This is a genomic window from Mesorhizobium sp. M7A.F.Ca.US.010.02.1.1 (genome assembly GCF_004023085.1).
Taxonomy (GTDB): domain Bacteria; phylum Pseudomonadota; class Alphaproteobacteria; order Rhizobiales; family Rhizobiaceae; genus Mesorhizobium.
The window spans coordinates 213078-235971 of sequence record NZ_RZRV01000001.1 but is presented as its reverse complement, the minus strand read 5'-3'; the positions used below and the strand labels follow the sequence as shown (position 1 = coordinate 235971).

The window sequence follows — 22894 nt, the reverse complement described above, 5'->3', positions numbered from 1 at the left end:
GGACGTTTGAATGACGGGCAAGACTGAACGGGAGCCAAACGTGGTGGGCACGCCAAAGGATGCCCGTCCGATAAAGCTCGCCTGCCGCAACGTCTGGAAGCTGTTCGGATCGAACGCGGCCAACTTCATCCGCGAACGCGACGGCAAGGCCAGCATGGCAGACGTCACTGCTGCCGGCCTGGTCGGCGCGGTGCGCGCCGTCGACCTCGAAATCCGCCAGGGCGAGATTTTCATCATCATGGGCCTGTCGGGCTCCGGCAAGTCGACGCTGGTCCGCTGCATGTCGCGGCTGGTCGAGCCGACCCATGGCAAGGTCGAATTCGAAGGCAATGACCTCCTGAAAATCTCCGATGCAGCACTCATCGAATTGCGGCGGCACCGCATGGGCATGGTGTTCCAGAACTTTGCCCTGCTGCCGCATCTCAACGTGCTGGAGAACATCGCCTTCCCGCTCGGCATCCAGGGTCAGGACCGGGCGACACGCGAAGCGCGGGCGCGCGAGGTCATCGAACTTGTCGGCCTGCGTGGCCGCGAGCATTTCTATCCGCGCGAGCTGTCCGGCGGCCAGCAGCAGCGTGTCGGCATCGCCCGGAGCCTGGCGACAAAACCGGAAATCTGGTTCCTCGACGAGCCGTTCTCGGCGCTCGATCCGCTGATCCGCCGCGAAATGCAGGACGAGCTGATGCGGCTGCAGACCATGCTGCGCAAGACCATCGTCTTCATCACCCATGATTTCGACGAGGCCATCCGGCTGGCCGACCGCATCGCCATCATGAAGGATGGCGAGGTCATCCAGATCGGCACGCCGGAGGAGCTGGTGGTCAATCCGGCGACCGACTATGTCGCCGAGTTCACCCGGGACGTCGACCGCGCCAAGGTTATTTCAGCACGCAGCCTGATGCGCGCCTGCGACGGCTCGGAACATGGCGGCACCGTTGCCCCGGATGCCAAGATCGCCAGCTTCTCGGCCGGCATCGTTGCCGCCAACAAGCCGTTCGCGGTGGTCAACGGCACCGGCAAGCCGATCGGCGAGGTGACGCCGCAAGCGGTGATCGATCTGCTGGCCGGCATCGATCGCTCAAGGGTCGGCGCATGACGGTGACAGCAAGCGCCAGCGAGGCAAGGCCACGGCCGATTCAGGTATGGCTGCTGATCTGGGCGGCAGCGCTTACCGTTGTGCTTGTCGTGCTCCTGCTGCAGGATCGCCTGCCCTGGGCCGTCAATTATCCGGCCAGCGCCGTCGTGCCGGTCGCCGATTGGGTCAGCGCGCTGATGCGCTGGATCAAGTCGAACCTGTCCTGGTTGACCCGCTCGATCACCGCTGTGCTCGGCGTTCCCCTCGATTTCGCGCTCAATCTGTTGGCCAAGAATTTCAAGATCGGCCACGGCGCTGACGCCTATATCCTGCCGCGCCTGTCCTGGGTCGGCGTCTGCGCCGCCGCCTTCCTCGCCGGTCATGCCGTTGGCGGCAGAAAACTCAGCCTGCTGGTAGGCGGCTGCTTCCTCTACATCGCCCTGTTCGGCCAATGGACCAGTGCCATGCTGACGCTGGCGCTGATTTCCATCGCGGTGCCGTTCTGCATCGTCACCGGCCTGTTCGCCGGCATCTGGGCGTGGCGCAAGCCATGGGCGGAAAGGCTTGTCGTCTCCCCTGCCCTTGACCTGATGCAGACGATCCCGACTTTCGCCTATCTTATCCCGATGCTGCTGCTGTTCGGCAACAGCCCGGTGTCGGCGATGATCGCGACCGCCATCTTCGCCACGCCGCCGATGGTGCGGGCAACGATGCTCGGCCTGTCGCGGGTGCCGTCGGAGATCGACGATTTCAGCGAGATGGCAGGCTGCACGGCGCGGCAGAAACTGTGGCGAGTGCTGCTGCCCTCGGCACGGCCGACACTGATGGTCGGCGTCAACCAGGTGATCATGCTGGCGCTGAACATGGTGATCATCGCCTCGATGATCGGCGCCGGTGGACTCGGTTATGACGTGCTTCTGGCACTGCGCGCCCTGAAGGTCGGCGAGGCGATGGAAGCCGGCCTTGCCATCGTGGCACTGGCCATTGCGCTCGACCGGCTGAGCCAGGCCATCGCGCACAAGCAGGCCAAAGGCCATGCCCATCAGGAGATGAGCCCGAGCCTCTGGCAGCGCTCTCCCAATCTGACGCTGGCCATCGCCATCCTTGTGGTGACGACACTTCTCGGCCTGTTCGTGCCGGCCTTCGCGGCGGTGCCGAAGGCGATCACCTTCACCACCGCGCCCCTGTGGAAAGCGGCCGTAAACTGGGTGACGATCAATTTCTTCGACATGATCGAGGCGTTTCGCGTGACGCTCATCCTCAATCTGCTGAACCCGCTGCGCGCCTTTTGCGAGGGCTTTCCCTGGCTGGGCGCCGTCTTCCTGCTCGGCCTCGCAGGCTATCAGCTCTCCGGCCTGCGGCTGGCCGTGCTGGTGGCAGCGCTGACCGCTTTCTGCGCCATCACCGGCCTGTGGGAAAAGACCATGGCGACCGTCTATCTCTGCGGCATCTCTGCCTTCATTGCCTGCCTGATCGGCATCCCCATCGGGCTGATGGCTTCACGCAGCAACCGTTTCGAGAAGATCGTCACACCGGTCATCGATACGCTGCAGGTGCTGCCGTCCTTCTGCTTCATCATCCCGGTGGTGATGCTGTTCAGGGTCGGCGACGTCACCGCGATGATCGCAACGATAGCCTTCGCCGTGGTACCGGCGATCCGCTACACCAATCACGGCATCAGGCAGGTGCCGCCGGCGCTGATCGAGGCAGCCAAGGTTTCCGGGTGCACGCCACGCCAGACCTTCTTTCGCGTGCAACTGCCGCTGGCGCTGCCGGAGATCATGCTTGGCGTCAACCAGACGATCCTGATGGCGCTGGCGATGATCATCATTTGCGCCATGGTCGGCACGCGCGATCTCGGCCAGGAAGTGTTCATCGCGCTGTCCAAGGCCGATTCCGGTCGTGGTATCGTTGCGGGCTTGGCCATCGCCTTCATCGGCATCGTCGCCGACCGGCTGTTCGGCGCCTGGACGGCGAAGGCCAGGGCGAGGCTGGGATAGCAGGCGCCGCCCTACTCCGCCGCGACGCCCTTCATCTCGAGATAGCTCTCCATTGAATCGTCCAGCGCCTGCAGCCACGGCGTATGATGCAGCGGCGCCATGGTCCCGGTCATCAGCGAGCGGTAGGCGTGGTCGCGGAAGCCCATGATGTTCTCCGCCTTGTGATGTTCCCATTCCATGAAGGTCTGGTTGACCGCCTCGACGTCGAAGCCCGGATAGTCGGTCTGGTCCATCAATTCCTTGGTGTAGTCGCCCTGGAACCAGATCATCTGCTCGGCGTCTTCGAGCGTTTCCTCACGCGTCCTCCATTTCGCGCCGTGCTCGGCCATTGCCTTGGCCGACGGCAGCTTGATGCGGCCCATGATGACGTCGCGGGCGAACCAGGCCTGCGCGTCGAACATGTTGAAGGTGTAGAACTGGTCCTGCATGCCGATGAAGGACAATTTCGGGTTCTTCTCCCAGACGACGCCCTCATAGAGCCCGTCCGGCCACATGCGGTTGGCGGTCTTCAGCTTCAGGTCCTCGGTGAGGAACGGGAAAGAGTGCAGGTAGCCGGTGCACAGGATGATGGCGTCGACATCCCTAGTGGTGCCATCCTTGAAATGCGCGGTCTTGCCGACGACCTTCTGCAGCAGCGGCACCTCTTTCCAATTGTCGGGCCATTTGAAGCCCATCGGCTTCGAGCGGTAGCTGGAGGTGATCGATTTGGCGCCGTATTTGTAGCATTGCGAACCGATGTCCTCGGCCGAATAGGAGCGGCCGATGATCAATATATCCTTGCCCTTGAACTCCATCGCGTCGCGGAAATCGTGGCTATGCAGGATGCGGCCGTTGAAGGTGGAGAAGCCCTCGAAATAGGGCACGTTGGGCACCGAGAAATGCCCGGAAGCGACGACGACATTGTCGAACTCTTCCGAATAGGTGACGTCGTTGGTGCGGTCATGCGCGGTGACGGTGAATTTCTTCGTCTCGTCGGAAAACGTCACCATGCGCACCGGGCTGTTGAAGCGCACCCATTTGCGAAGGCCTGATTTCTCGACGCGTCCCTTGATGTAGTCCCACAGCACGGCGCGCGGCGGATAGGAGCCGATCGGCCGGCCGAAGTGCTCCTCGAAAGTATAGTCGGCGAATTCCAGGCACTCCTTCGGTCCGTTCGACCAGAGGTAGCGGTACATCGAGCCGTGCACCGGATCGCCATGCTCGTCGAGGCCGGTGCGCCAAGTGTAGTTCCACAGGCCGCCCCAGTCCGACTGCTTTTCGAAGCAGACGATCTCGGGAATGTCGGCGCCCTTGTCGGCCGCCGACTTGAAGGCCCTGAGCTGTGCCAGGCCGGACGGGCCGGCTCCGATGACGGCAACGCGACTTTTCATGGCAGGCCTCCCGATCTGGTTTCGACTTTGTCTTGACGCAATTCCCAAGGGGAAAGCGCTATGCGCCTTTCCCGGAATTGCTCTTACGAAACAAATTTCACTCACAGGACAGTAATTGGCCCTTTCGTGCTGTCAACAGCCCGATGCTGAAACAAGGTTTCGCCGATGTGGATTTCCCGCGAAAAGCCGGACGCGGCCAACATCATTATCATGCGCATGCCCGTTCACGCGACTTGCCGTCGCAGTTGCGCTCCTGTATCGGCACCTGACATGTTCACCTAGAGTGAAATAAATCCCAGGAGTGCCGGGGGCGACATGGCGAAGAAGGTTTCCGATCCCAAGGCTGGTCTAGCCGGTGCGACGGCCAAGCCGCTGCCAAAGGTTTCGGCCGACGGCAAGACCATCCGCGCGCCGCTGACGCAGAACCCGCATGCCATTCGCGACACGCGCGAAAAAGTGCTGGAGGTGGCGATCGGCCGCGAGGTGCGGGCGTTCCGCAAGAAGCTCGGCATCACCGTCGCCGATCTGGCGGTCGCCACCGACATTTCGCTCGGCATGCTGTCGAAGATCGAGAATGGTATCACCTCGCCGTCGCTGACCACCTTGCAGGCACTGTCGCGGGCGCTCGGCGTTCCGGTCACCGCCTTCTTCCGCCGCTTCGAGGAGGAGCGCAGCGCCGTCTTCGTCAAGGCCGGCCAAGGTCTCGATGTCGAACGCCGCGGCACCCGTGCCGGTCATCAGTACAATCTGCTCGGCCATATCGGCTCCAACACCAGCGGCGTCGTCGTCGAGCCCTATCTGATCACGCTGACCGAGGATTCCGATGTGTTCCCGACCTTCCAGCATGAGGGCATGGAGTTCCTCTACATGCTCGAAGGCGAGGTGGTTTACCGGCACGGCAGCAACCTTTACCCGATGAAGCCCGGCGACAGCCTGTTCTTCGATGCCGACGCACCGCACGGGCCGGAACAGTTGACGAAGCTGCCGATGCGCTATTTGTCGATCATTTGCTATCCGCAGAGCGCGGGGTGAGGTTAGCTGTCCCGCAAAACTCTCTTCCTCTCCCTCCGGAGGGGGGAGAGGTGGCGCTGCGAAGCAGCGACGGAGTGGGGGAAGGCGGTCCTCAAACGCGAACCCGCCGACAAGTGGCACGACCGAGCGGGCCTGAAATCTCGGCAGGCAGCTGAACAATCGGAAGCATCGCCTGGGCGCGAACTCACAACCGCCGAATCAGGTCGACCCCCACTCCGTCGAGCTTCGCTCGACACCTCTCCCCCAATCGACGGGGTAGAGGAAGGGAGCGAAACCGTCCCGCCGGGCTCCTTTCTTTCTCTCCCAGCAGGCTCTAATCCGGCCCAAAGCCCGAACTTGTCGCACTCCCATCATCCAGCTTCGACAGCCACTCGACCAACGCCGGACGATAGCGCGTCAGGCCCTTGTAGTTGGCGAGTTCGTCGGGCAGGTCGCGGATGACGCGGTGCAGGCGCCGTGCCCATTTGGGCTGCGTCACCAATTCGTCCATCTTGATCAGATAGCAGCGGATCGGGAAGACGATGCCGTTGGAGCGCGGCAGGCGCCAGAAACTCTGCAGTTCGACACGCAGATGCACCTTGTCGCCGACATTCTCCGGCGTCACCGTCGCCCGGTCCGGACCCCATTTGTGGTAGTTTTCCGGACTGGTGTCGAGGCGCGGATTGATGGTCATCGTCCAATTCAGGCGCCGCGCCGGCTTGCCCTGCTGGATGTTGGTGAGGAATTTCAGCGCCCTGACGAAAATCCCCTTCTCATGCGCCAGCGGCACCGGCGCATGCCATTCGAAGAAGTTCATGCCGATGTCGAAATCGAGCGACCAGTCGGCCTGGGTGGTGACCATGCCGGCATCCATCCACAGATTGCCGTCGCGCTGGTCGAGGATGCAGAAATCGCCCTGGCTCTGCCGCGTGATGTACTCCATCGGCCCGTAAGGCAGCGTCGAGGTGTCGCCGAAGGTAAAGGTGTCGTCGATGCCGAGCGGCCGGTTGATCCAGCGCCAGCGGTCGCCGTCGCGGGTCAGCGTGAAATGCTCGGGATAACCCAGCGCCTGCTGTTCCATCAAAAGCTCGAGCAGGTCCCAGCCGGCCAGCGTCATATGCGGCAGCGACTGGCAGCGCAGCGGGTCCTCGGCCAGCACCAGCGCGCGGTCCTGCATCTCGGCGACATAGTGCTCATCGACGTCGATCAGGTTTTCCAGCACGCTGCCCCTGGGTCCGACGACATGCGGCTCGATGTTGACCGCATACATGTAGGCGTCTTCGTGGAACGGGAACGGGAAGCGCCTTATGTGCTCGGGGCTGTTCTTGAAGGTGAAGTCGTCGCGGAACGTTTCCTTGCGAAAGGTAATGCCCATGATTTTCTCCTACCGTTCCAGGACCAGCGACCGGCCTTCGAAGCGCGACACGCACGGCATGATCTTCTTGCCCGAACGGTGCTCTTCCTCGCTCAGCCAGTGGTCGTTGTGGATGAACTTGCCGTCGCAAGAGATGACGTTGGTCTCGCACTGGCCGCAGACGCCGCCGCGGCAGAGGTAAGGCGGATCGACGCCGGCCGCCTCGATCGCTTCCAAAAGGCTCTGCTGTTCGTCGACGCGGATCGCCTTGCCGCTGACGGCAAGCGTCACGTCGAACGGCAGCCCGGGCTGGGGTGCCGCGAAATGCTCGAAATGCACAGTCTCCGGCGGCCAGCCCAAGGCAGCAGCCCGATCGCGCACCCAGTTGATCATGCCGGCCGGGCCGCAGACATAGAGATGCGTGCCGAGCGGCTGCGTCGACAGCAACCGGTCGAGTTCGATGCGCTCGTCGAGGTCATCATGATAGAGCCTGACCCGCCTGTTGTAGCGCTCGCGCAGCACGTCGGCATAGGTGCCGAGTGCAGCGGTGCGGCAGGTGTAGTGCAGTTCGAAATTGCCGCCTTCCGCCGCCAGTTGCGCGGTTTGCGCCATGAACGGGGTGATGCCGATGCCGCCGGCCAGCATCAAGTGCTTTTTGGCGCGCAGGTCGAGCGAGAACAGGTTGACCGGATAGCTGACCACCATCTCCAGCCCCGGCCTGACATTCCGATGCATGAACAGCGATCCGCCGCGGCCGACATCGTCGCGGCGTACCGAGATCGTGTATTCGCGCGTATCGAGCGGCGAGCCCATCAGCGAATAGGGATTGAGCCTGGCGCGTTCGCCGTCGCGCATCTCGACCACGACATGGGCGCCACCGGAAAAAGTCGGCAAAAGCTGCCCGTCGCGCCGGCGAAAATGGAAGCGGGTGACGAGGTCGTTGACCGGGACGACGTCGCTGACGACGACATCGAGTTTTGTTGTTCCGGTGCTCATCGAAAAATCTCCTCCATCGGAGGAATCTCCGAGCGATCTTCCGCATTGATGCAGACGCCCTGGAAGGCTGCGATGCGCCTGGAATAATGGTCGCGCACCAGCAGCAGCAGGCCGCAATGCGCGCAGGTCGCGGGCTGCGTCGTGACATTTTCGGTGATGCCCTTGCAGTGGACGCATTGCATGCGCCGCGCCAGCGAGCCGCGGTGCTCGGTCTGGATCGAGGTGTGGTCGATGCCGGCTTCAAGCGCCACCTGCATCGCCTGGCCGATCAGGCCCTCGGTGCCCGAGAGATAGAGGCGCAGGCCCATATGCGCGTTGGCCAGTGTCTGCCGGAGCCGTGGCAGCAGGCTGGCAAAGGACGGCGCCTGGTGGAACTGTGCCGGCTTCAACGCTTCGAGGGCAGCGACATGTTTGCCGTCGGGCCCGGGAATGAAGACGATTTCGGCGTCGTCGAAAAACCCGGGCGGCGCGCTCCCGGCCATCTCCGCTATTGCCAGCGCCCCTTCCGCATCCGCGATGAAAAGATGATGCTTGCCGGGCTGCGGAGACAAGGTTCCGTAAACCGGCCGGCTGATGATGCTTTTGGCTGCCATTTAAGTCTTCGTGCCTCGAACCCCTCGCCGTTGACTATGCCTCAACCTTTCGCCGTGCGCTTGGTCTTCTTGGGATCGTCGAATGGCAGTGGCTGCGCCGTGGCCTTGATGGCACCGTTCTTGTTGCGGATTTCGAGCTTGGTGTCCTTGACCGCGCAGTCGACATCGAGCCGGGCGATGCCCATCGATTTCTCGACCAGCGGCGAATACATGGCGCAGGTTACCACGCCGACCTTTTTGCCGTCGCGATAGACCGGCGCACCCTCATCGGCCGGCTCCTTGCCGTCGAGCAGGACGCCATAGATCTTGAAGCGTTCCTTGCCTTTCAGGCGGTAGTGCTCCTCGGCGCCGCGAAAGCCGGTCTTGCCGGGACTGACGGTGAAGTCGAGGCCGAGTTCCCACAGCGTGTCGCCTGGGCCTTCGTTCTCAAACGGATACTTTTGGGAGTTGTCGTAGGGATAAAAGAGCAGATAACTTTCGACGCGCAGCATGTCGAGCGTGGTGAAGCGGCACGGAATGATGCCGGCGCTCTTGCCCTCGCCGAGGATCCTGTCCCAGATCGTGCCGGCATCCTGGCCGCGGCAGAAGATCTCGTAGCCGCGCTCGCCGGTATAGCCGGTGCGCGAGATCATCACCGGAAGACCGAACAGCTGCGTCTGCATGTGATGGAAATAGTTGAGGTCGCGAATACCCGGCACGTGCTTGGCCAGATAGTCGACCGCTGTCGGACCCTGCAGCGACAGATCGTGCAGATTGTCGTCGAAGCGCAGCGAGACGTCGCGTCCTACCGAAGCACGCTGCAACTCCTCATGGCCGGTGCCCGAACCATGCACGACCATCCATGCATTGGGGCCGGTGCGGTAGAGGATGCAATCGTCGGTGAATTTCCCCGCCTCGTTCAGCATGCAGGCATAGGCCGACTTGCCGGGATAGATCTTTTCGACATCGCGCGTCGTCGCCAGGTCGATCAGGTGTGAGGCATGCGGCCCGGTGATATGGACTTTCTTGAGGCCGGAGACATCCATCAGACCAGCCTTGGTGCGGATGGCGATGTACTCCTCGTCGGCATCCTTGTCGTAGGTCCAGGCGGTTCCCATGCCGCTCCAGTCTTCGAGCTTCGAACCGAGCGCGCGATGGCGATCCGCCAGCGTCGAAAATCTCCAGGATGCCGTCATCCGCACGTCCTCCGTTTCAAAAAGTCTTTGCTGTTCCCTGCTCCCTGCGCAGCGGCGGGAGCTTTGGCCGAATATTGATCGCAAACCTCCGGGCGCCGCAATACCCATAAGCAATTAATTTCATTGTCAGGCAAAATCCGTTGCGCCAAGCAAACGGTTAACCCCGCGTAAATCGCGCTTGACAATTGCAGGATTCAGACAGAACTTATGAAAAAAATTTCACTCTGTTGAAAGAGGACGGCGGACGGGAGATTCGGAACCGGACGGCGGAAAAGGGGAGAAACCGATGTCAGACATGCAGCAGCGCATCGAAGCGCTGTACCGTTCCGACCTGCGCGGAGCCGCGCTCCTGATCGTCTGCCTGTGGGCGACGATCCTCTTCGTCCTCCTCATGACATGGCCCTACATCCCGCACAGCGGCATCAAGGCCGTCGTCGCGATCGCCGCCGCCGCCGTGCTGATCTTCAACACCGCGGCCATCCTGGCGATGGTCAAGCACTACAAGGAAGACAAGGAATTCATTTACGGGCTCGACATCAAGAACGCCGACGCATTCCGCAACCACAAGTCCTGAGGGGTAGAAGAGATGTCCCGCTACACGCCGCCGGAGCAAAGCAAGGCCGGGCAGGTTTTCGACATCGCCGTCGTCGTCGTCGCCATTTTCGTGGCACTGTGGCTACCGCTCAAGCTGGGCCTCGCCGGCGCGGCGAAATCCATCGACGCGCTCGACGCCAAGACCTGGGAAGCGCTAGGCCAGAACCCGACCATGGCGTCTATCTGGGAAAAGCTCGGCTATACGCCCGAGACCGCGCACGACATCATCCAGAACCGCTTCCACTATGTCATCGACTGGCCGACGCTGATCATCATGGCGGCGGTGCTGATCGGTTATTTCGTCTTCCTGTTTCGTGCATCAGACCGCGAATATCGCGACGTCATCAACGAAAAATTCGACGACAAGTAAGAGTTCTGAGGACGATCTAATCGGGGGACACGATCATGTGGGTAGCACTCTCTTACGCATGCTGGGGCATCTCGATCGTGTTCGCTTTGTGGATGCTCTACGACTGGTTCAAGGTCGACACGACCTTCTCCGAAGAGGTGCTGACCTCCTCGCGCGAAGGCGAACTGGAAGCCACTTCCGAAAAACACCGGATCTGAGTGAGGATTGAACAATGACGATCGCACTTGAACCGGCTGCCCCGGCTGCCCAAGGGGACAGAGTTTCACTCCTGCGCGTGCTCGGACCGGCCCATGTCTGGGCGCTCGGCGTCGGCATCGTCCTGGTCGGCGAATTCACCGGCTGGAATTTCTCGGCCGACAAGGGTGGCGCACTGGCCGCGCTGATCGTCTGCTGGGTCGTGGGATTGCTCTACACCTCGGTCGCCATGATCGATTCCGAGGTGACATCGACCGTGGCCGCCGCCGGCGGCCAGTATGCGCAGGCAAAGCACATCGTCGGACCGCTGATGGCGTTCAACGTCGCGCTGTTCCTGGTCTTTGCCTACACCATGCTCGAAGTGTCCGACGCCATCCTGCTCGGCGACACCATCGTCGCCAAGGCCGGCGTCGAAGGGCTCACCCACAATTCCTTCATCGCCGCGACCATCGTCGTGCTGGCGTGGCTGAACTATCGCGGCGTGCTGATGACGCTCAACGTCAACTTCGTCATCACAGCAGTCGCCTATATCTCGATCGTCATCCTGTTCTTTTCGGTCAGCCCGTGGACGCAAGGCGCCGTGCTGAAGCTGAACGAGTTGGTCACTCCCGGCAATGCGCTCCCCTATGGCTGGATCGGCGTCATCGCCGCCTTCCAGTTCGGCATCTGGTACTATCTCGGCATCGAGGGCACCACACAGGCCGCCGAGGAAGTGCGCTCGCCGGCCCGCTCGCTGCCTTACGGCACCATGGCCGGCATGATCACGCTTTTGATCGCAGCCGCCATGACCTGGTATGTCTGCGCCTCGATGATGCCATGGGAATATCTCGGCATCACCTATTATCCGCTGTGGGACGCCGGCAAACTGACTGGCAGCCCGCTGCTCGAGAACCTGTTGTTCGTCGCCACGCTGCTTGCTGCAATGGCCTCCGCCAATGGCTGCATCAACGATGCGGCGCGCGCCTGGTTCTCGCTCGGCCGCGACCGCTATCTGCCGACATGGTTCTCGGCTGTGCATCCGAGATATCGCACGCCCTATCGTTCGATCCTGTTCCTGCTGCCGATCGCGCTGGCCTTCGCCTTCATCGCCGACCTCAACCAGGCGATCACCTTCTCGATCCTGTCGGGCGTGCTGCAATATACCTTCATGAGCATCAACATCATCATGTTCCGCAAGAAGTGGCCGCTGGGCTCGATCCGGCGCGGCTACACGCACCCCTTCCACCCGATCCCGGCCATCGTGCTGTTTTGCCTGTGCGTGGTGACCTTCTTCGCCATCTTCCTCGGCTTCGGCTCGCAGCTGATCGCCATGGTCGCCTTCTACTTCCTGATCTCACTGTGGTTCCATTTCTATCGCTACAAATTCGTGCGGCGCGGCGATCAGTTCACCATGCCGTGGCCGAAGCCGCAGGGTTATTGATGGGAGAAGGCCCGTCCATAGCCTGGGCGGGCCTGGCATGAGAAAATGTCCGAGGTGACATCAGCACTGCTGGCCGGGGCCATTGTCCTGGCTGTCGTTCTCCACCTTGCCCGGCAGGCGCGTGCCAGCCGCAGCAGGGCATCGATGGCGCTCGCGGTTGAGCAAGGCCGCATCCGCACAGTCATCGCCGACGCTGCCAATGTTTCGGATGGCACCGCCGGCGTCATCACCTGGGAAGGATCCTGGAACAGCAAACGTGTCCAGGTGCGCACCATCGTCGATACGCTGGCGACGCGAAAACTGCCGGCGCGCTGGCTCAGTGTTTCGGTCACCGAAGAGGTCGCGGTGCCGGCGACGTTCGACATGATGATGCGGCCGGGATCGCCGACGACCTTCTCCAATTTCGATCATCTCGAGCACACGCTGCCGAAGAGCTCAGCATTTCCGGCTGAGGCCGTGTTGCGGACGGATCGCAGGGGCGTCCACTTCCCACTGGAGACCATCGCCGGCCACCTCGGGATTTTTTCCGAAGGACGCGCCAAGGAACTGCTGATCACCCCGAAAGGGGTACGCATCGTGTGGCTGCTGGCCGAAGCCGAACGGGCGCGCTACGGTGTGTTCCGGCAAGCCGAATTCGGCGACGCCACACTCGATCCCGCGCTGATCGAAAGACTGCTGGTGTCGGTGTCGGCGCTTCGCGACGCCATCAACAAAAGCGAACAGCAAGCCGCATGACCATTCCCCCTACGGCACCCACCAATCCCTATCTGGTTCTCGGCGCCGCAATCGTGCTGCCGGGAAGCGGGCATGTCATTCTCGGCGTGCCGGTGCGCGGCCTTCAGTTCCTTTTCTTCATGGTGATCCTGGCATGGGTGACGGCCAAGATCGCGCCGCCCGATGCCAGCTTCGTCGGCCGTCACGCCGGCGGCTTCCTGATCTATGCCTTGTCGATTCTCGACGCCTACAAGATCGCCCGCATCCGCACCGCCAAATGGGTTCACACTGCCCGGCGAGACGGCGACAGTGCGCAGAGCGGCATTGAGCCGCATAGGTAACTAGAGGAATATTTTTTTCATATGATTGAATTAGTGCAGCTCATTCGATACATCGTCTCTTAGCTACAAACGATCTCTTAGCTACAAACATCGGAGGCTGACATGTGTGGAATTGTCGGACTGTTTTTGAAGGACAAGTCGCTGGAGCCCCAGCTTGGCGCGATGCTGTCGCAGATGCTGATCTCGCTCAGCGATCGCGGTCCCGACAGCGCCGGCATTGCCATCTATGGCGCGCCTTCCAAAAATGAGGCCAAGATCACCATTCAGTCGGCCAAGCCGGACCGCGATTTCCGCGGCCTCGAGGCGGAGCTCGCCAAGGCCATCGGCACCCCGGTGACGATCGCGGTGAAATCCACCCATGCGGTCGTCAGGACCACGCCCGCCAAGATCGATGAAGCGCGCGAAACCATCCAGACGCTGCGCCCCGACATCCGCATCATGGGCGCCGGCGACGTTGTCGAGATCTACAAGGAAGTTGGCCTGCCCGAGGCGGTCGTCGATCGCTTCGATGTCCGCAAGATGACCGGCACGCATGGCATTGGCCACACCCGGATGGCGACGGAATCGGCTGTGACGACAATGGGCGCGCATCCGTTCTCGACCGGCGCCGACCAGTGCCTTGTGCACAATGGCTCGCTGTCGAACCACAACAATGTCCGCCGCGAGTTGATCCGCGAAGGCATGAAATTCGAGACCGAGAACGACACTGAAGTGGCCGCCGCCTATCTCTCGTCGCAGATGGCGCATGGCAAGAATCTCGGCGAAGCGCTGGAAGGCACGCTCTCCGACCTCGACGGCTTCTTCACCTTCGTCGTCGGCACCAAGAACGGCTTTGGCGTGGTGCGCGATCCGATCGCCTGCAAGCCCGCCGTGATGGCCGAGACCGACCAGTATGTCGCCTTCGGCTCGGAATATCGCGCGCTGACCAAACTGCCCGGCATAGACAATGCGAGGGTCTGGGAACCCGAGCCCGCAACCGTCTATTTCTGGGAGCATTGAGTTCATGCCGGCGACCACGCTTTCAAAGACCGCGGCGCACGACCCTCGAGTCTTCGATCTCGACCAGCTGTCGTTACGCGAACTCAACCAGGCGCTGCACAATCTGGCGCCCGGCTCGAACGAAACGGCATGGGAAGTGCTGAACCCGAAAGGCAGCCACTCGGTCGCCGTCGGCGTCGACCAGCCTGTTGCCATCGATGTGCGCGGCAGCGTCGGCTATTACTGCGGCGGCATGAATTCCGGCAGCACCATTACCGTGCATGGCTCGGCAGGCCCTGGCGTCGGCGAGAACATGATGTCGGGCTCGATCACCATCAAAGGCGACGCCAGCCAGTATGCCGGCGCCACCGGCAAGGGCGGCCTGCTGGTCATCGAAGGCAATGCCTCGTCGCGCTGCGGCATCTCGATGAAAGGCATCGACATCGTCGTGCACGGCAATATCGGCCACATGTCGGCTTTCATGGCGCAGTCGGGCAATCTGGTGGTGCTGGGTGATGCCGGCGACGCGCTGGGCGATTCCATCTACGAGGCGCGGCTCTTCGTGCGCGGCAAGGTCGACAGCTTGGGTGCCGACTGTATCGCCAAGGAGATGAGGGCCGAGCATCTGGAATTGCTGCAGGGCCTGCTCGACCGCGCCGGCGTGACCGGCGTCAAGCCGGCGGAGTTCAAGCGCTACGGCTCGGCGCGTACCCTCTACAATTTCAATATCGACAACGCCGACGCGTATTGAGGCAGCATGACCTATCGCAACCCGCCGACGACGCCGCGCAAATCCGCGACCTTCGACGACTATACGCTTTCCGAAATCCGCCGCGCCGCGGCGACCGGCATCTATGATATCCGTGGCGCCGGCGCCAAGCGCAAGCTGCCGCATTTCGACGACCTGTTGTTTCTCGGCGCCTCGATCTCGCGCTATCCGCTCGAAGGCTATCGGGAGCGCTGCGACACATCGGTCGTGCTGGGCTCGCGCCATGCCAAGAAGCCGATCGAGCTGAAGATCCCGATCACCATCGCCGGCATGAGCTTTGGCTCGCTGTCCGGTCCGGCCAAGGAAGCGCTCGGACGCGGCGCGACCCTGTCGGGCACCTCGACCACGACGGGCGACGGCGGCATGACCGAGGAAGAGCGCGGCCATTCCAAGCAGCTGGTCTATCAATACCTGCCGTCGCGCTATGGCATGAACCTGCGCGATCTGCGCCGTGCCGATGCGATCGAAGTCGTCGTCGGCCAGGGCGCCAAGCCGGGTGGCGGCGGCATGCTGCTTGGCCAGAAGATTTCCGACCGCGTCGCCGAAATGCGCACGCTGCCGAAGGGCATCGACCAGCGCTCGGCCTCGCGCCATCCGGACTGGACGGGTCCCGACGATCTCGAGATCAAGATCCTCGAATTGCGCGAAATCACAGACTGGGAAAAGCCGATCTACGTCAAGGTCGGCGGTGCCCGGCCCTATTACGATACCGCGCTTGCGGTGAAGGCCGGCGCCGATGTCGTCGTCGTCGACGGCATGCAGGGCGGCACCGCAGCCACCCAGGAAGTGTTCATCGAAAATGTCGGCATGCCGACGCTTGCCTGCATCAGGCCGGCGGTGCAGGCGCTGCAGGATCTCGGCATGCACCGCAAGGTGCAGCTGATCGTCTCCGGCGGCATCCGCAACGGCGCCGATGTCGCCAAGGCGCTGGCGCTCGGCGTCGACGCGGTCTCGATCGGCACGGCGGCACTCGTCGCGCTCGGCGACAATGACCCGCGCTGGGAGGCGGAGTACAACGAGCTCGGCACCACGGCCGGCGCCTATGACGACTGGCACGAGGGGCGCGACCCCGCAGGCATCACCACGCAGGACCCCGAACTGATGAAGCGGGTCGACCCGGTGGCCGCCGGACGCCGGCTGGCGAACTACCTCAAGGTGATGACGCTGGAAGCGCAGACCATCGCCCGCGCCTGCGGCAAGAACAGCCTGCACAATCTCGAACCCGAGGACCTCGTCGCCCTGACGATCGAGGCCGCCGCCATGGCCGGCGTGCCGCTGGCCGGCACCAACTGGATACCGGGGAAGAACGGCTTCTAATCAATGAAGGGCCGAAGCCCGCATACTCTGGGGCCAACAATCGACAAAAATGGGGAACTAGCGTGGCAACTGATCTTGCAGAATTCGCAAGGGCGAAAAACGTCAAATATTTCATGATTTCCTACACTGACCTGTTCAGTGGCCAGCGTGCCAAGCTGGTGCCGGCGCAGGCGATATCAGACATGCAGAAGGACGGCGCCGGCTTTGCCGGGTTCGCCACCTGGCTGGACCTGACGCCGGCGCATCCCGACATGCTGGCGGTTCCGGATCCGGATTCGGTGATCCAGCTGCCGTGGAAGCCTGAGGTCGCCTGGGTCGCGGCCAACTGCATCATGGACGACAAGGAGGTCGACCAGGCGCCGCGCAACACGCTGAAGCGGCTGATCGCGGAAGCCGCCAGCGACGGCATGCACGTCAAGACCGGCGTCGAGGCCGAGTTCTTCCTGATCTCGCCGGACGGCAAAACGATTTCCGACGAATACGACACGGCCTCGAAGCCCTGCTACGACCAGCAAGCGGTGATGCGCCGCTATGACGTCATTGCCGAGATCTGCGACCACATGCTGGCGCTCGGCTGGGGCGCCTACCAGAACGACCACGAGGACGCCAACGGCCAGTTCGAGATGAACTGGGCCTTCGACGACGCGCTGGCGACCGCCGACAAGCACTCGTTCTTCAAATTCATGGTCAAGTCGATCGCCGAGAAGCATGGCCTGCGCGCGACCTTCATGCCCAAACCCTTCCAGGGCCTTACCGGCAATGGCTGCCATGCCCATATCTCGGTCTGGGACAAGGCCGGCAAGACCAACGTCTTCGCCGACAATGCGATGGAGCTTGGCCTGTCGGCCAAGGGCAGGAATTTCCTCGGCGGCATCATGAAGCACGCCTCCGCGCTGGCCGCCATCACCAACCCGACGGTCAATTCCTACAAGCGCATCAATGCGCCGCGCACCATTTCGGGCGCCACCTGGGCGCCGAACACGGTCACCTGGACCGGCAACAACCGGACCCACATGGTGCGCGTGCCCGGCCCCGGCCGCTTCGAGCTGCGGCTGCCGGATGGTGCTGCCAACCCTTATCTGCTGCAGGCGGTTATCATCGCCGCCGGCCTCGACGGCATCCGCTCGAAGGCAGATCCCGGCAAGCGCTATGACATCGACATGTACCAGAACGGACACACGGTGAAGGGCGCGCCGAAGCTGCCACTCAACCTCCTCGACGCCTTGCGCGAATTCGACAAGGACAAATCGCTCAAGGCGGCGCTGGGTGAGGAATTCTCGTCGGCCTACCTAAAGCTGAAGCACCAGGAATGGAATTCCTATGCTTCGCACTTCACGCAATGGGAGCGCGACCACACGCTGGATATCTGACCACCAGCGCGGTGCGAGCGACCTCGGAATGAACTTATGAAATATTCTATCTTCTCGCTCGCCCGCGCCGCCCTGTCCGGCCACAAGAACTGGCAGCGCACCTGGCGCGACGCCACGCCGAAGGATCGCTACGACGTGGTGATCATCGGCGGCGGCGGCCACGGACTTGCCACCGCCTGGTTCCTCGCCAGCGAGTACGGCATCAAGAATGTCGCCGTACTCGAAAAAGGCTGGATCGGCTCCGGCAATGCCGGCCGCAACACCACCATCATCCGCTCCAATTACGGCCTGCCCGGCAACACCGGCTTCTACGAATTGTCGATGAAGCTGTGGGAGCGGATGGAGCAGGACCTCAACTACAATGCAATGGTCAGCCAGCGCGGCGTCATCAACCTCTACCACTCCGACGCACAGCGCGACGCTTATGCGCGGCGCGGCAACACCATGCGCATCAACGGCATCGACGCCGAACTGCTCGACCTCGCTGCCGTCAAGAAGATGATACCGTTCCTGAACTTCGACAATGCACGCTTTCCCGTGCAAGGCGGACTGTTGCAGCGGCGCGGCGGCACGGCGCGGCACGACGCCGTGGTCTGGGGCTATGCGCACGCGGCAAGCGCGCTCGGTGTCGACATCATCCAGAACTGCGAAGTCACCGGGTTCACCCGCGACACCAACGGCAAGGTGACCGGCGTCGAGACCTCGCGCGGCAGGATCGGCGCCGGCAAGGTCGGCATGGCGGTTGCCGGCAGTTCCTCGCGCGTCGCGGCAATGGCCGGCCTGCGCCTGCCCATCGAAAGCCATGTGCTGCAGGCCTTCGTCTCCGAGGCAATCAAGCCGCTCATCCCTGGTGTCATGACCTTCGGCGCCGGCCATTTCTATGTCAGCCAATCCGACAAGGGCGGCCTGGTCTTCGGCGGCGACATAGACGGCTACAATTCCTACGCCCAGCGCGGCAACATGCCAGTGATGGAGGACGTCTGCGAGGGCGGTATGGCGCTGATGCCGATGATCGGCCGCGTGCGCCTGCTGCGCCAGTGGGGCGGCATCATGGACATGTCGATGGACGGCTCGCCGATCATCGACAAGACGCCGGTCGACGGGCTCTATCTCAACGCCGGCTGGTGCTATGGCGGCTTCAAGGCGACGCCGGGCTCCGGCTTTGTCTTTGCCCACCTTCTGGCCCGCGATGAATCGCACGAAGAGGCCGCACGGTTCCGCCTCGACCGGTTTCGGACCGGCGCCATGATCGACGAAAAGGGCCAGGGCGCCCAACCGAACCTGCATTGAAGGCGGTTTAGAAGAAAATGCGCATTGTCTGTCCCTTCTGCGGCGAACGCGAACTCGGCGAGTTCACCTATCTCGGCGACGCCAAGCCTGTGCGGCCCGAAGCCGGCGCCTCGGAAGACGAGGTCTTCGACTATGTCTATCTGCGCGACAATGTCGCCGGACAGACCAGCGAACACTGGTACCATGGCGGCGGCTGCCGGGCCTGGCTGAAAGTCACCCGCAACTCGCTGACGCACGAGATTTCGTCGGTCGAACCGGCGGCGGGTGCCGGCGCCGCGAAAGTCGGTGCGTGATGGCCGGCGCGCAGACACACCGGCTCGGCAATCGCGGTCTCATCGACCGCTCGGCGCCGCTGAACTTCCGTTTCGACGGCAAGGCTTTCTCCGGCTTCCAGGGCGATACGCTCGCCTCGGCGCTGATCGCCAATGGCGTCAAGCTGGTCGGCCGCTCGTTCAAATACCATCGCCCGCGCGGCATTCTCACCGCCGGTTCGGAAGAACCCAACGCGCTGGTCGAGCTGCGCACCGGCGCACGGCGCGAGCCGAACACCAAGGCGACGACAGCCGAACTCTATGAAGGGCTGGAAGCCGCCAGCCAGAACCGCTGGCCATCGCTGCGCCACGATGTGATGTCGGTGAACCAGCTGTTCGCGCCGATCTTCGTTGCCGGCTTCTACTACAAGACCTTCATGTGGCCGGCGAAATTCTGGGAAGCGATCTACGAGCCGGCGATCCGTCGCGCCGCCGGCCTTGGCCGCGCCGCAGGCGTCGCCGATCCGGACCACTACGACAAGGCATGGGCGCATTGCGATGTGCTGATCGCCGGCTCCGGCCCGGCCGGTCTGGCCGCGGCATTGGCAGCCGGCCGCGCTGGTGCCCGCGTCATCCTGTGCGAAGAGGATTTTGTCCCCGGCGGCCGCCTGCTGTCGGATGGCGGCACGATCGATGGTGTGCCGGCAGCCGAATGGCTGTCGCGGACGCTGACTGAACTGGCTGATATGCCGGACGTCCGCATCATGACCCGCACGGCACTATTCGGCGTCTACGATGGCGGTACCTATGGCGCGATCGAGCGGGTCAACGACCACCTGCCCTCGCCGCCTCAGCATCAGGTGCGCCAGCGGCTGTGGCGGATCGTGGCCAAGCGTTGCGTTGTCGCGGCCGGCGCCATCGAACGGCCGATCGTGTTTGCCGGCAACGACACGCCCGGTGTGATGATGGCGTCCGCCATGCGCACCTATGTCGCGCGCTATGCGGCGACACCGGCCAAACGCATCGCGCTGTTCACCAACAATGAGGATGGCTGGCGCACGGTCGAGACTGCACTCGGTGCCGGCCTACAGATCGCGGCGGTCATCGATGCACGGTCCGAAGTGTCGCCGGCGCATCGTTCGCTGGCCTCCAAGGGCGGCTTCCCGGTGCTGCATGGTTCCGTCAGTGGCGTCGATGGCGGCAAGGATGGCGTCAGGAAAATCGCGGTGTCGCTCACCGGCGGCGCGCGCGCCGAGGTCGAAGCGGACGGGCTCGCCGTTTCCGGCGGCTGGAACCCGGCGGTCGGGCTGACCTCCTTCCATCGCGGTCGGCCAGCGTGGCGTGACGACATCTCCGCCTTCGTGCCCGACGGCGCGCCTCCCGGCATGGTCGCCGCCGGCGCCGCCAATGGCGATTTCGGCCTCGGCGCCTGCCTGAGCCAGGGATTTGCCGCCGGCGCGGCAGCGGCGCGTGACACGGGACATGGCGGCACAGTGGGTACCGCGCCTTCCGCCGACGACGAGGCATTCTCGCTGACGCCGCTCTGGCACGTCGCCGGCAAGGGCAAGGCTTTTGTCGATTACCAGCACGACGTCACCGCCTCTGACATCGAACTGGCGCAACGCGAAGGCTTTGAATCCGTCGAACACCTGAAGCGCTACACGACGCTCGGCATGGCCACCGACCAGGGCAAGACCTCGAATGTCGCCGGCCTTGCCATCATGGCCGCGGTCAGCGGCCGTTCGATCCCCGAGACCGGCACGACGATCTACCGGCCGCCTTACGTGCCGGTCGCCATCGGCGCCTTCGCCGGCCATCACCGCGACGAGACGTTCCATGCGACGCGGCTGACGCCGTCGCACCACTGGGCCGTGGAACAAGGTGCTGTCTTCGTCGACACCGGCCTGTGGAAACGCGCGCAATGGTACCCGCGCGCCGGCGAGAAGGACTGGCTGGAATCGGTGACCCGCGAGGTCAAGGCGGTGCGCGGTGGCGTCGGCTTCTGCGATGTCTCGACGCTCGGCAAGATCGATGTGCACGGCCCCGATGCCGGCGCCTTCCTGGATCGCGTCTACATCAACACCTTCTCCAGCCTCGCAGTTGGCAAGGCGCGCTATGGGCTGATGCTGCGCGAGGACGGCATCGTCTATGACGATGGCACGACATCGCGGCTGGCCGAGGACCATTATTTCCTGACCACCACCACGGCCAAGGCCGGGCTGGTGATGCAGCATCTCGAATTCTGCCGCCAGGTGCTGTTCCCGGAGCTCGACGTGCAGCTCACTTCCGTCTCCGACCAGTGGGCGCAATTCTCGATCGCCGGGCCGAAGACACGCGACCTGCTGAGGGAAATCGTCGATCCGACCGAGGACCTTTCCAACGAAGGCTTTCCATTCATGGGCGCGCGCGAAGTAGCACTTCGCGGGGGCCTGAGGGCAAGGCTGTTCCGCATCTCGTTCTCAGGCGAGATGGCTTTCGAGATTTCGGTGCCGGCGCGCTTTGGCGATGCCATGGCGCGCAATTTGATGCTGGCCGGAGCGCCATTCGGCGTGACGCCTTACGGCACCGAGGCGCTCGGTGTCATGCGCGTTGAAAAGGGTCACGTCGCCGGACCGGAACTGAGCGGCACGACGACAGCCGCCGATCTTGGCCTCGGCAAAATGATGTCGACCAAGAAGGATTTCATCGGCCGCGTGATGGCCGGACGCGAGGCACTGATCGCCCCGGATCGCCAGGTCGTGGTCGGCATCAAGCCGACCGACAAGGGCCGCCGCTTGCGCTCTGGCGCGCACATCATCCCGAAGGGTCAGACGCCCGGCCCCGGCAACGACCAGGGCTATGTCACCTCGGTCTGCTTCTCGCCGACGTTGGATCAGTGGATCGGGCTCGCGCTTGTCGAACGCGGCCGCGAGCGCATCGGCGAGATCGTCCACGCGCATGATCCATTGCGCGGCGAAGACTACGATGTCGAACTCTGCAATCCCGTCTTCTACGATCCGGATGGAGGGCGTCAGCGTGGTTGATTTTTCCTGGACTCCCCGCAGTCCGCTTGAAAAAGCGCTTGTCACCGGTGCGCATGGTGCACGCGGTATCGAGGCTGGCGTCTCGCTGACCGAGGTTCGCAATTTTGATCCGATCCAGGTGATGGCGCGGCGCGGCAAAGGAGCCGAACTGGCAAAGGCGACTAGGACCCGCTTCGGCATCGCGGCACCGGATGCGCCGAAGGCGGTACAAACTCCGGATGCCACGCTGATCTGGTCGGGGCCGGATCAGTTCTTGATCCTGTCGAAAAGTGGCAAGCACACGATGTGGACGCTGGCGCCGGCATTCACCGGTCCCGCTTCGCTATCGGACCAGTCGCATGCACGCGCGTTGATCAGCGTTTCCGGAATCCAGGCGCGCGCCATGCTCGCCAAGCTGTCGTCGATCGACCTGCATGCCGCCTCGTTTCCGATTGGTGCCGCTGCTGCGACGTCGATGGACCACACCAGCGTCACGCTCTGGCGCGGGAATGATCGGCCGGATGGCCTGGCGGTGTTCAACCTCCTGGTGTTCGCGACCTTTGCCGAAAGCCTTTGGCATACGATGCTCGACTCGGCTGCGGAGTACGGCGTTACGGTCAGCCATTCCGAGGATTTCGAATAGCGTTTGCGCGCGCCCCACCTTCTCCCTTGGGGGAGAAGGGAAGAAGTGCGCTTCGCCTTGCCAAAC

General features: G+C 63.1%; 22 protein-coding genes. 17 read left to right on the top strand and 5 right to left on the bottom strand.

Translation table 11 applies throughout. The features are described from left to right. Positions 1–10 precede the first annotated feature (10 nt). Both EOA19_RS01090 and EOA19_RS01085 read left to right on the top strand, forming a co-directional pair. The gene (locus tag EOA19_RS01090; RefSeq protein WP_128302440.1) at positions 11–1096 is read left to right on the top strand and encodes a glycine betaine/L-proline ABC transporter ATP-binding protein; all 1086 of its coding nucleotides are present in this window, start codon (positions 11–13) and stop codon (positions 1094–1096) included. Continuing rightward, positions 1093–3075, top strand: coding sequence for an ABC transporter permease subunit (locus EOA19_RS01085; protein WP_128302439.1), 1983 nt, complete (start codon positions 1093–1095; stop codon positions 3073–3075). Before EOA19_RS01090 ends, EOA19_RS01085 begins: the two co-directional genes overlap by 4 nt. A gap of 11 nt (positions 3076–3086) precedes the next feature. On the opposite strand, the gene EOA19_RS01080 is transcribed toward EOA19_RS01085, so the two are convergent. Next, positions 3087–4445, bottom strand: coding sequence for an NAD(P)/FAD-dependent oxidoreductase (locus EOA19_RS01080; protein WP_128302438.1), 1359 nt, complete (start codon positions 4443–4445; stop codon positions 3087–3089). Positions 4446–4760: 315 nt separating this feature from the next. Between EOA19_RS01080 and EOA19_RS01075 the strand changes: the two genes are divergently transcribed. Continuing rightward, positions 4761–5477 carry an XRE family transcriptional regulator gene (locus tag EOA19_RS01075; RefSeq protein ID WP_127270283.1) on the top strand — a complete coding sequence of 239 codons (717 nt, stop codon included), beginning with the start codon at positions 4761–4763 and terminating at the stop codon, positions 5475–5477. Between the two features lie 313 nt (positions 5478–5790). On the opposite strand, the gene EOA19_RS01060 is transcribed toward EOA19_RS01075, so the two are convergent. From EOA19_RS01060 to EOA19_RS01045, 4 genes are read right to left on the bottom strand one after another with little or no spacing between them, the layout of a single operon-like run. Next, a complete protein-coding gene (locus EOA19_RS01060) occupies positions 5791–6831 on the bottom strand; it encodes a DUF3445 domain-containing protein (protein ID WP_023808729.1) in 1041 nt (346 codons plus the stop codon). A 9-nt stretch (positions 6832–6840) separates the two neighbouring features. Further along, on the bottom strand, positions 6841–7806 hold the full coding sequence (locus tag EOA19_RS01055) for a PDR/VanB family oxidoreductase (protein ID WP_128302437.1): 966 nt from the start codon (positions 7804–7806) through the stop codon (positions 6841–6843). Further along, positions 7803–8399 carry a dimethylamine monooxygenase subunit DmmA family protein gene (locus EOA19_RS01050; RefSeq protein ID WP_128302436.1) on the bottom strand — a complete coding sequence of 199 codons (597 nt, stop codon included), beginning with the start codon at positions 8397–8399 and terminating at the stop codon, positions 7803–7805. The genes EOA19_RS01055 and EOA19_RS01050 overlap by 4 nt, the downstream gene beginning before the upstream one ends. A gap of 41 nt (positions 8400–8440) precedes the next feature. Then, positions 8441–9574, bottom strand: a complete 1134-nt coding sequence (locus EOA19_RS01045) for an aminomethyltransferase family protein (RefSeq protein WP_128302435.1) — start codon at positions 9572–9574, stop codon at positions 8441–8443. Positions 9575–9860: 286 nt separating this feature from the next. On the opposite strand from EOA19_RS01045, the gene EOA19_RS01040 reads away from it, so the two are divergent. The 14 genes from EOA19_RS01040 to EOA19_RS00975 all read left to right on the top strand — a co-directional run bounded on the left by EOA19_RS01040 (position 9861) and on the right by EOA19_RS00975 (position 22828). Then, positions 9861–10148, top strand: coding sequence for a hypothetical protein (locus EOA19_RS01040; RefSeq protein ID WP_128302434.1), 288 nt, complete (start codon positions 9861–9863; stop codon positions 10146–10148). A gap of 12 nt (positions 10149–10160) precedes the next feature. Further along, on the top strand, positions 10161–10538 hold the full coding sequence (locus EOA19_RS01035) for a hypothetical protein (protein ID WP_013532899.1): 378 nt from the start codon (positions 10161–10163) through the stop codon (positions 10536–10538). 35 nt (positions 10539–10573) lie between these two features. Continuing rightward, the gene (locus EOA19_RS01030) at positions 10574–10735 is read left to right on the top strand and encodes a hypothetical protein (protein WP_128302433.1); all 162 of its coding nucleotides are present in this window, start codon (positions 10574–10576) and stop codon (positions 10733–10735) included. A gap of 14 nt (positions 10736–10749) precedes the next feature. After that, positions 10750–12153: an amino acid permease gene (locus EOA19_RS01025; RefSeq protein ID WP_023808735.1), complete on the top strand. Its 1404-nt coding sequence runs from the start codon at positions 10750–10752 to the stop codon at positions 12151–12153. A gap of 45 nt (positions 12154–12198) precedes the next feature. Further along, the gene (locus EOA19_RS01020) at positions 12199–12888 is read left to right on the top strand and encodes a hypothetical protein (protein ID WP_164892809.1); all 690 of its coding nucleotides are present in this window, start codon (positions 12199–12201) and stop codon (positions 12886–12888) included. Then, positions 12885–13208: a hypothetical protein gene (locus EOA19_RS01015; protein ID WP_128302432.1), complete on the top strand. Its 324-nt coding sequence runs from the start codon at positions 12885–12887 to the stop codon at positions 13206–13208. The genes EOA19_RS01020 and EOA19_RS01015 overlap by 4 nt, the downstream gene beginning before the upstream one ends. Positions 13209–13310: 102 nt before the next feature. Beyond that, entirely contained in the window at positions 13311–14207 is an 897-nt protein-coding gene (locus EOA19_RS01010) for a glutamine amidotransferase family protein (RefSeq protein ID WP_023808738.1), read from the top strand. 4 nt (positions 14208–14211) lie between these two features. After that, complete coding sequence (locus EOA19_RS01005) at positions 14212–14937, top strand: GXGXG domain-containing protein (RefSeq protein WP_128302431.1); 726 nt, start codon at positions 14212–14214, stop codon at positions 14935–14937. 6 nt (positions 14938–14943) lie between these two features. Further along, on the top strand, positions 14944–16272 hold the full coding sequence (locus tag EOA19_RS01000) for an FMN-binding glutamate synthase family protein (RefSeq protein ID WP_023808740.1): 1329 nt from the start codon (positions 14944–14946) through the stop codon (positions 16270–16272). Positions 16273–16334: 62 nt separating this feature from the next. Next, positions 16335–17642, top strand: a complete 1308-nt coding sequence (gene glnT, locus EOA19_RS00995; protein ID WP_128302430.1) for a type III glutamate--ammonia ligase — start codon at positions 16335–16337, stop codon at positions 17640–17642. Positions 17643–17678: 36 nt separating this feature from the next. Beyond that, positions 17679–18932 carry a sarcosine oxidase subunit beta family protein gene (locus tag EOA19_RS00990; RefSeq protein WP_128302429.1) on the top strand — a complete coding sequence of 418 codons (1254 nt, stop codon included), beginning with the start codon at positions 17679–17681 and terminating at the stop codon, positions 18930–18932. 17 nt (positions 18933–18949) lie between these two features. Then, on the top strand, positions 18950–19225 hold the full coding sequence (locus EOA19_RS00985; RefSeq protein ID WP_128302428.1) for a sarcosine oxidase subunit delta: 276 nt from the start codon (positions 18950–18952) through the stop codon (positions 19223–19225). Further along, positions 19225–22206, top strand: a complete 2982-nt coding sequence (locus EOA19_RS00980) for a sarcosine oxidase subunit alpha (protein ID WP_128302427.1) — start codon at positions 19225–19227, stop codon at positions 22204–22206. Before EOA19_RS00985 ends, EOA19_RS00980 begins: the two co-directional genes overlap by 1 nt. After that, the gene (locus EOA19_RS00975; RefSeq protein ID WP_023808744.1) at positions 22199–22828 is read left to right on the top strand and encodes a sarcosine oxidase subunit gamma family protein; all 630 of its coding nucleotides are present in this window, start codon (positions 22199–22201) and stop codon (positions 22826–22828) included. Before EOA19_RS00980 ends, EOA19_RS00975 begins: the two co-directional genes overlap by 8 nt. Positions 22829–22894: the final 66 nt, after the last annotated feature.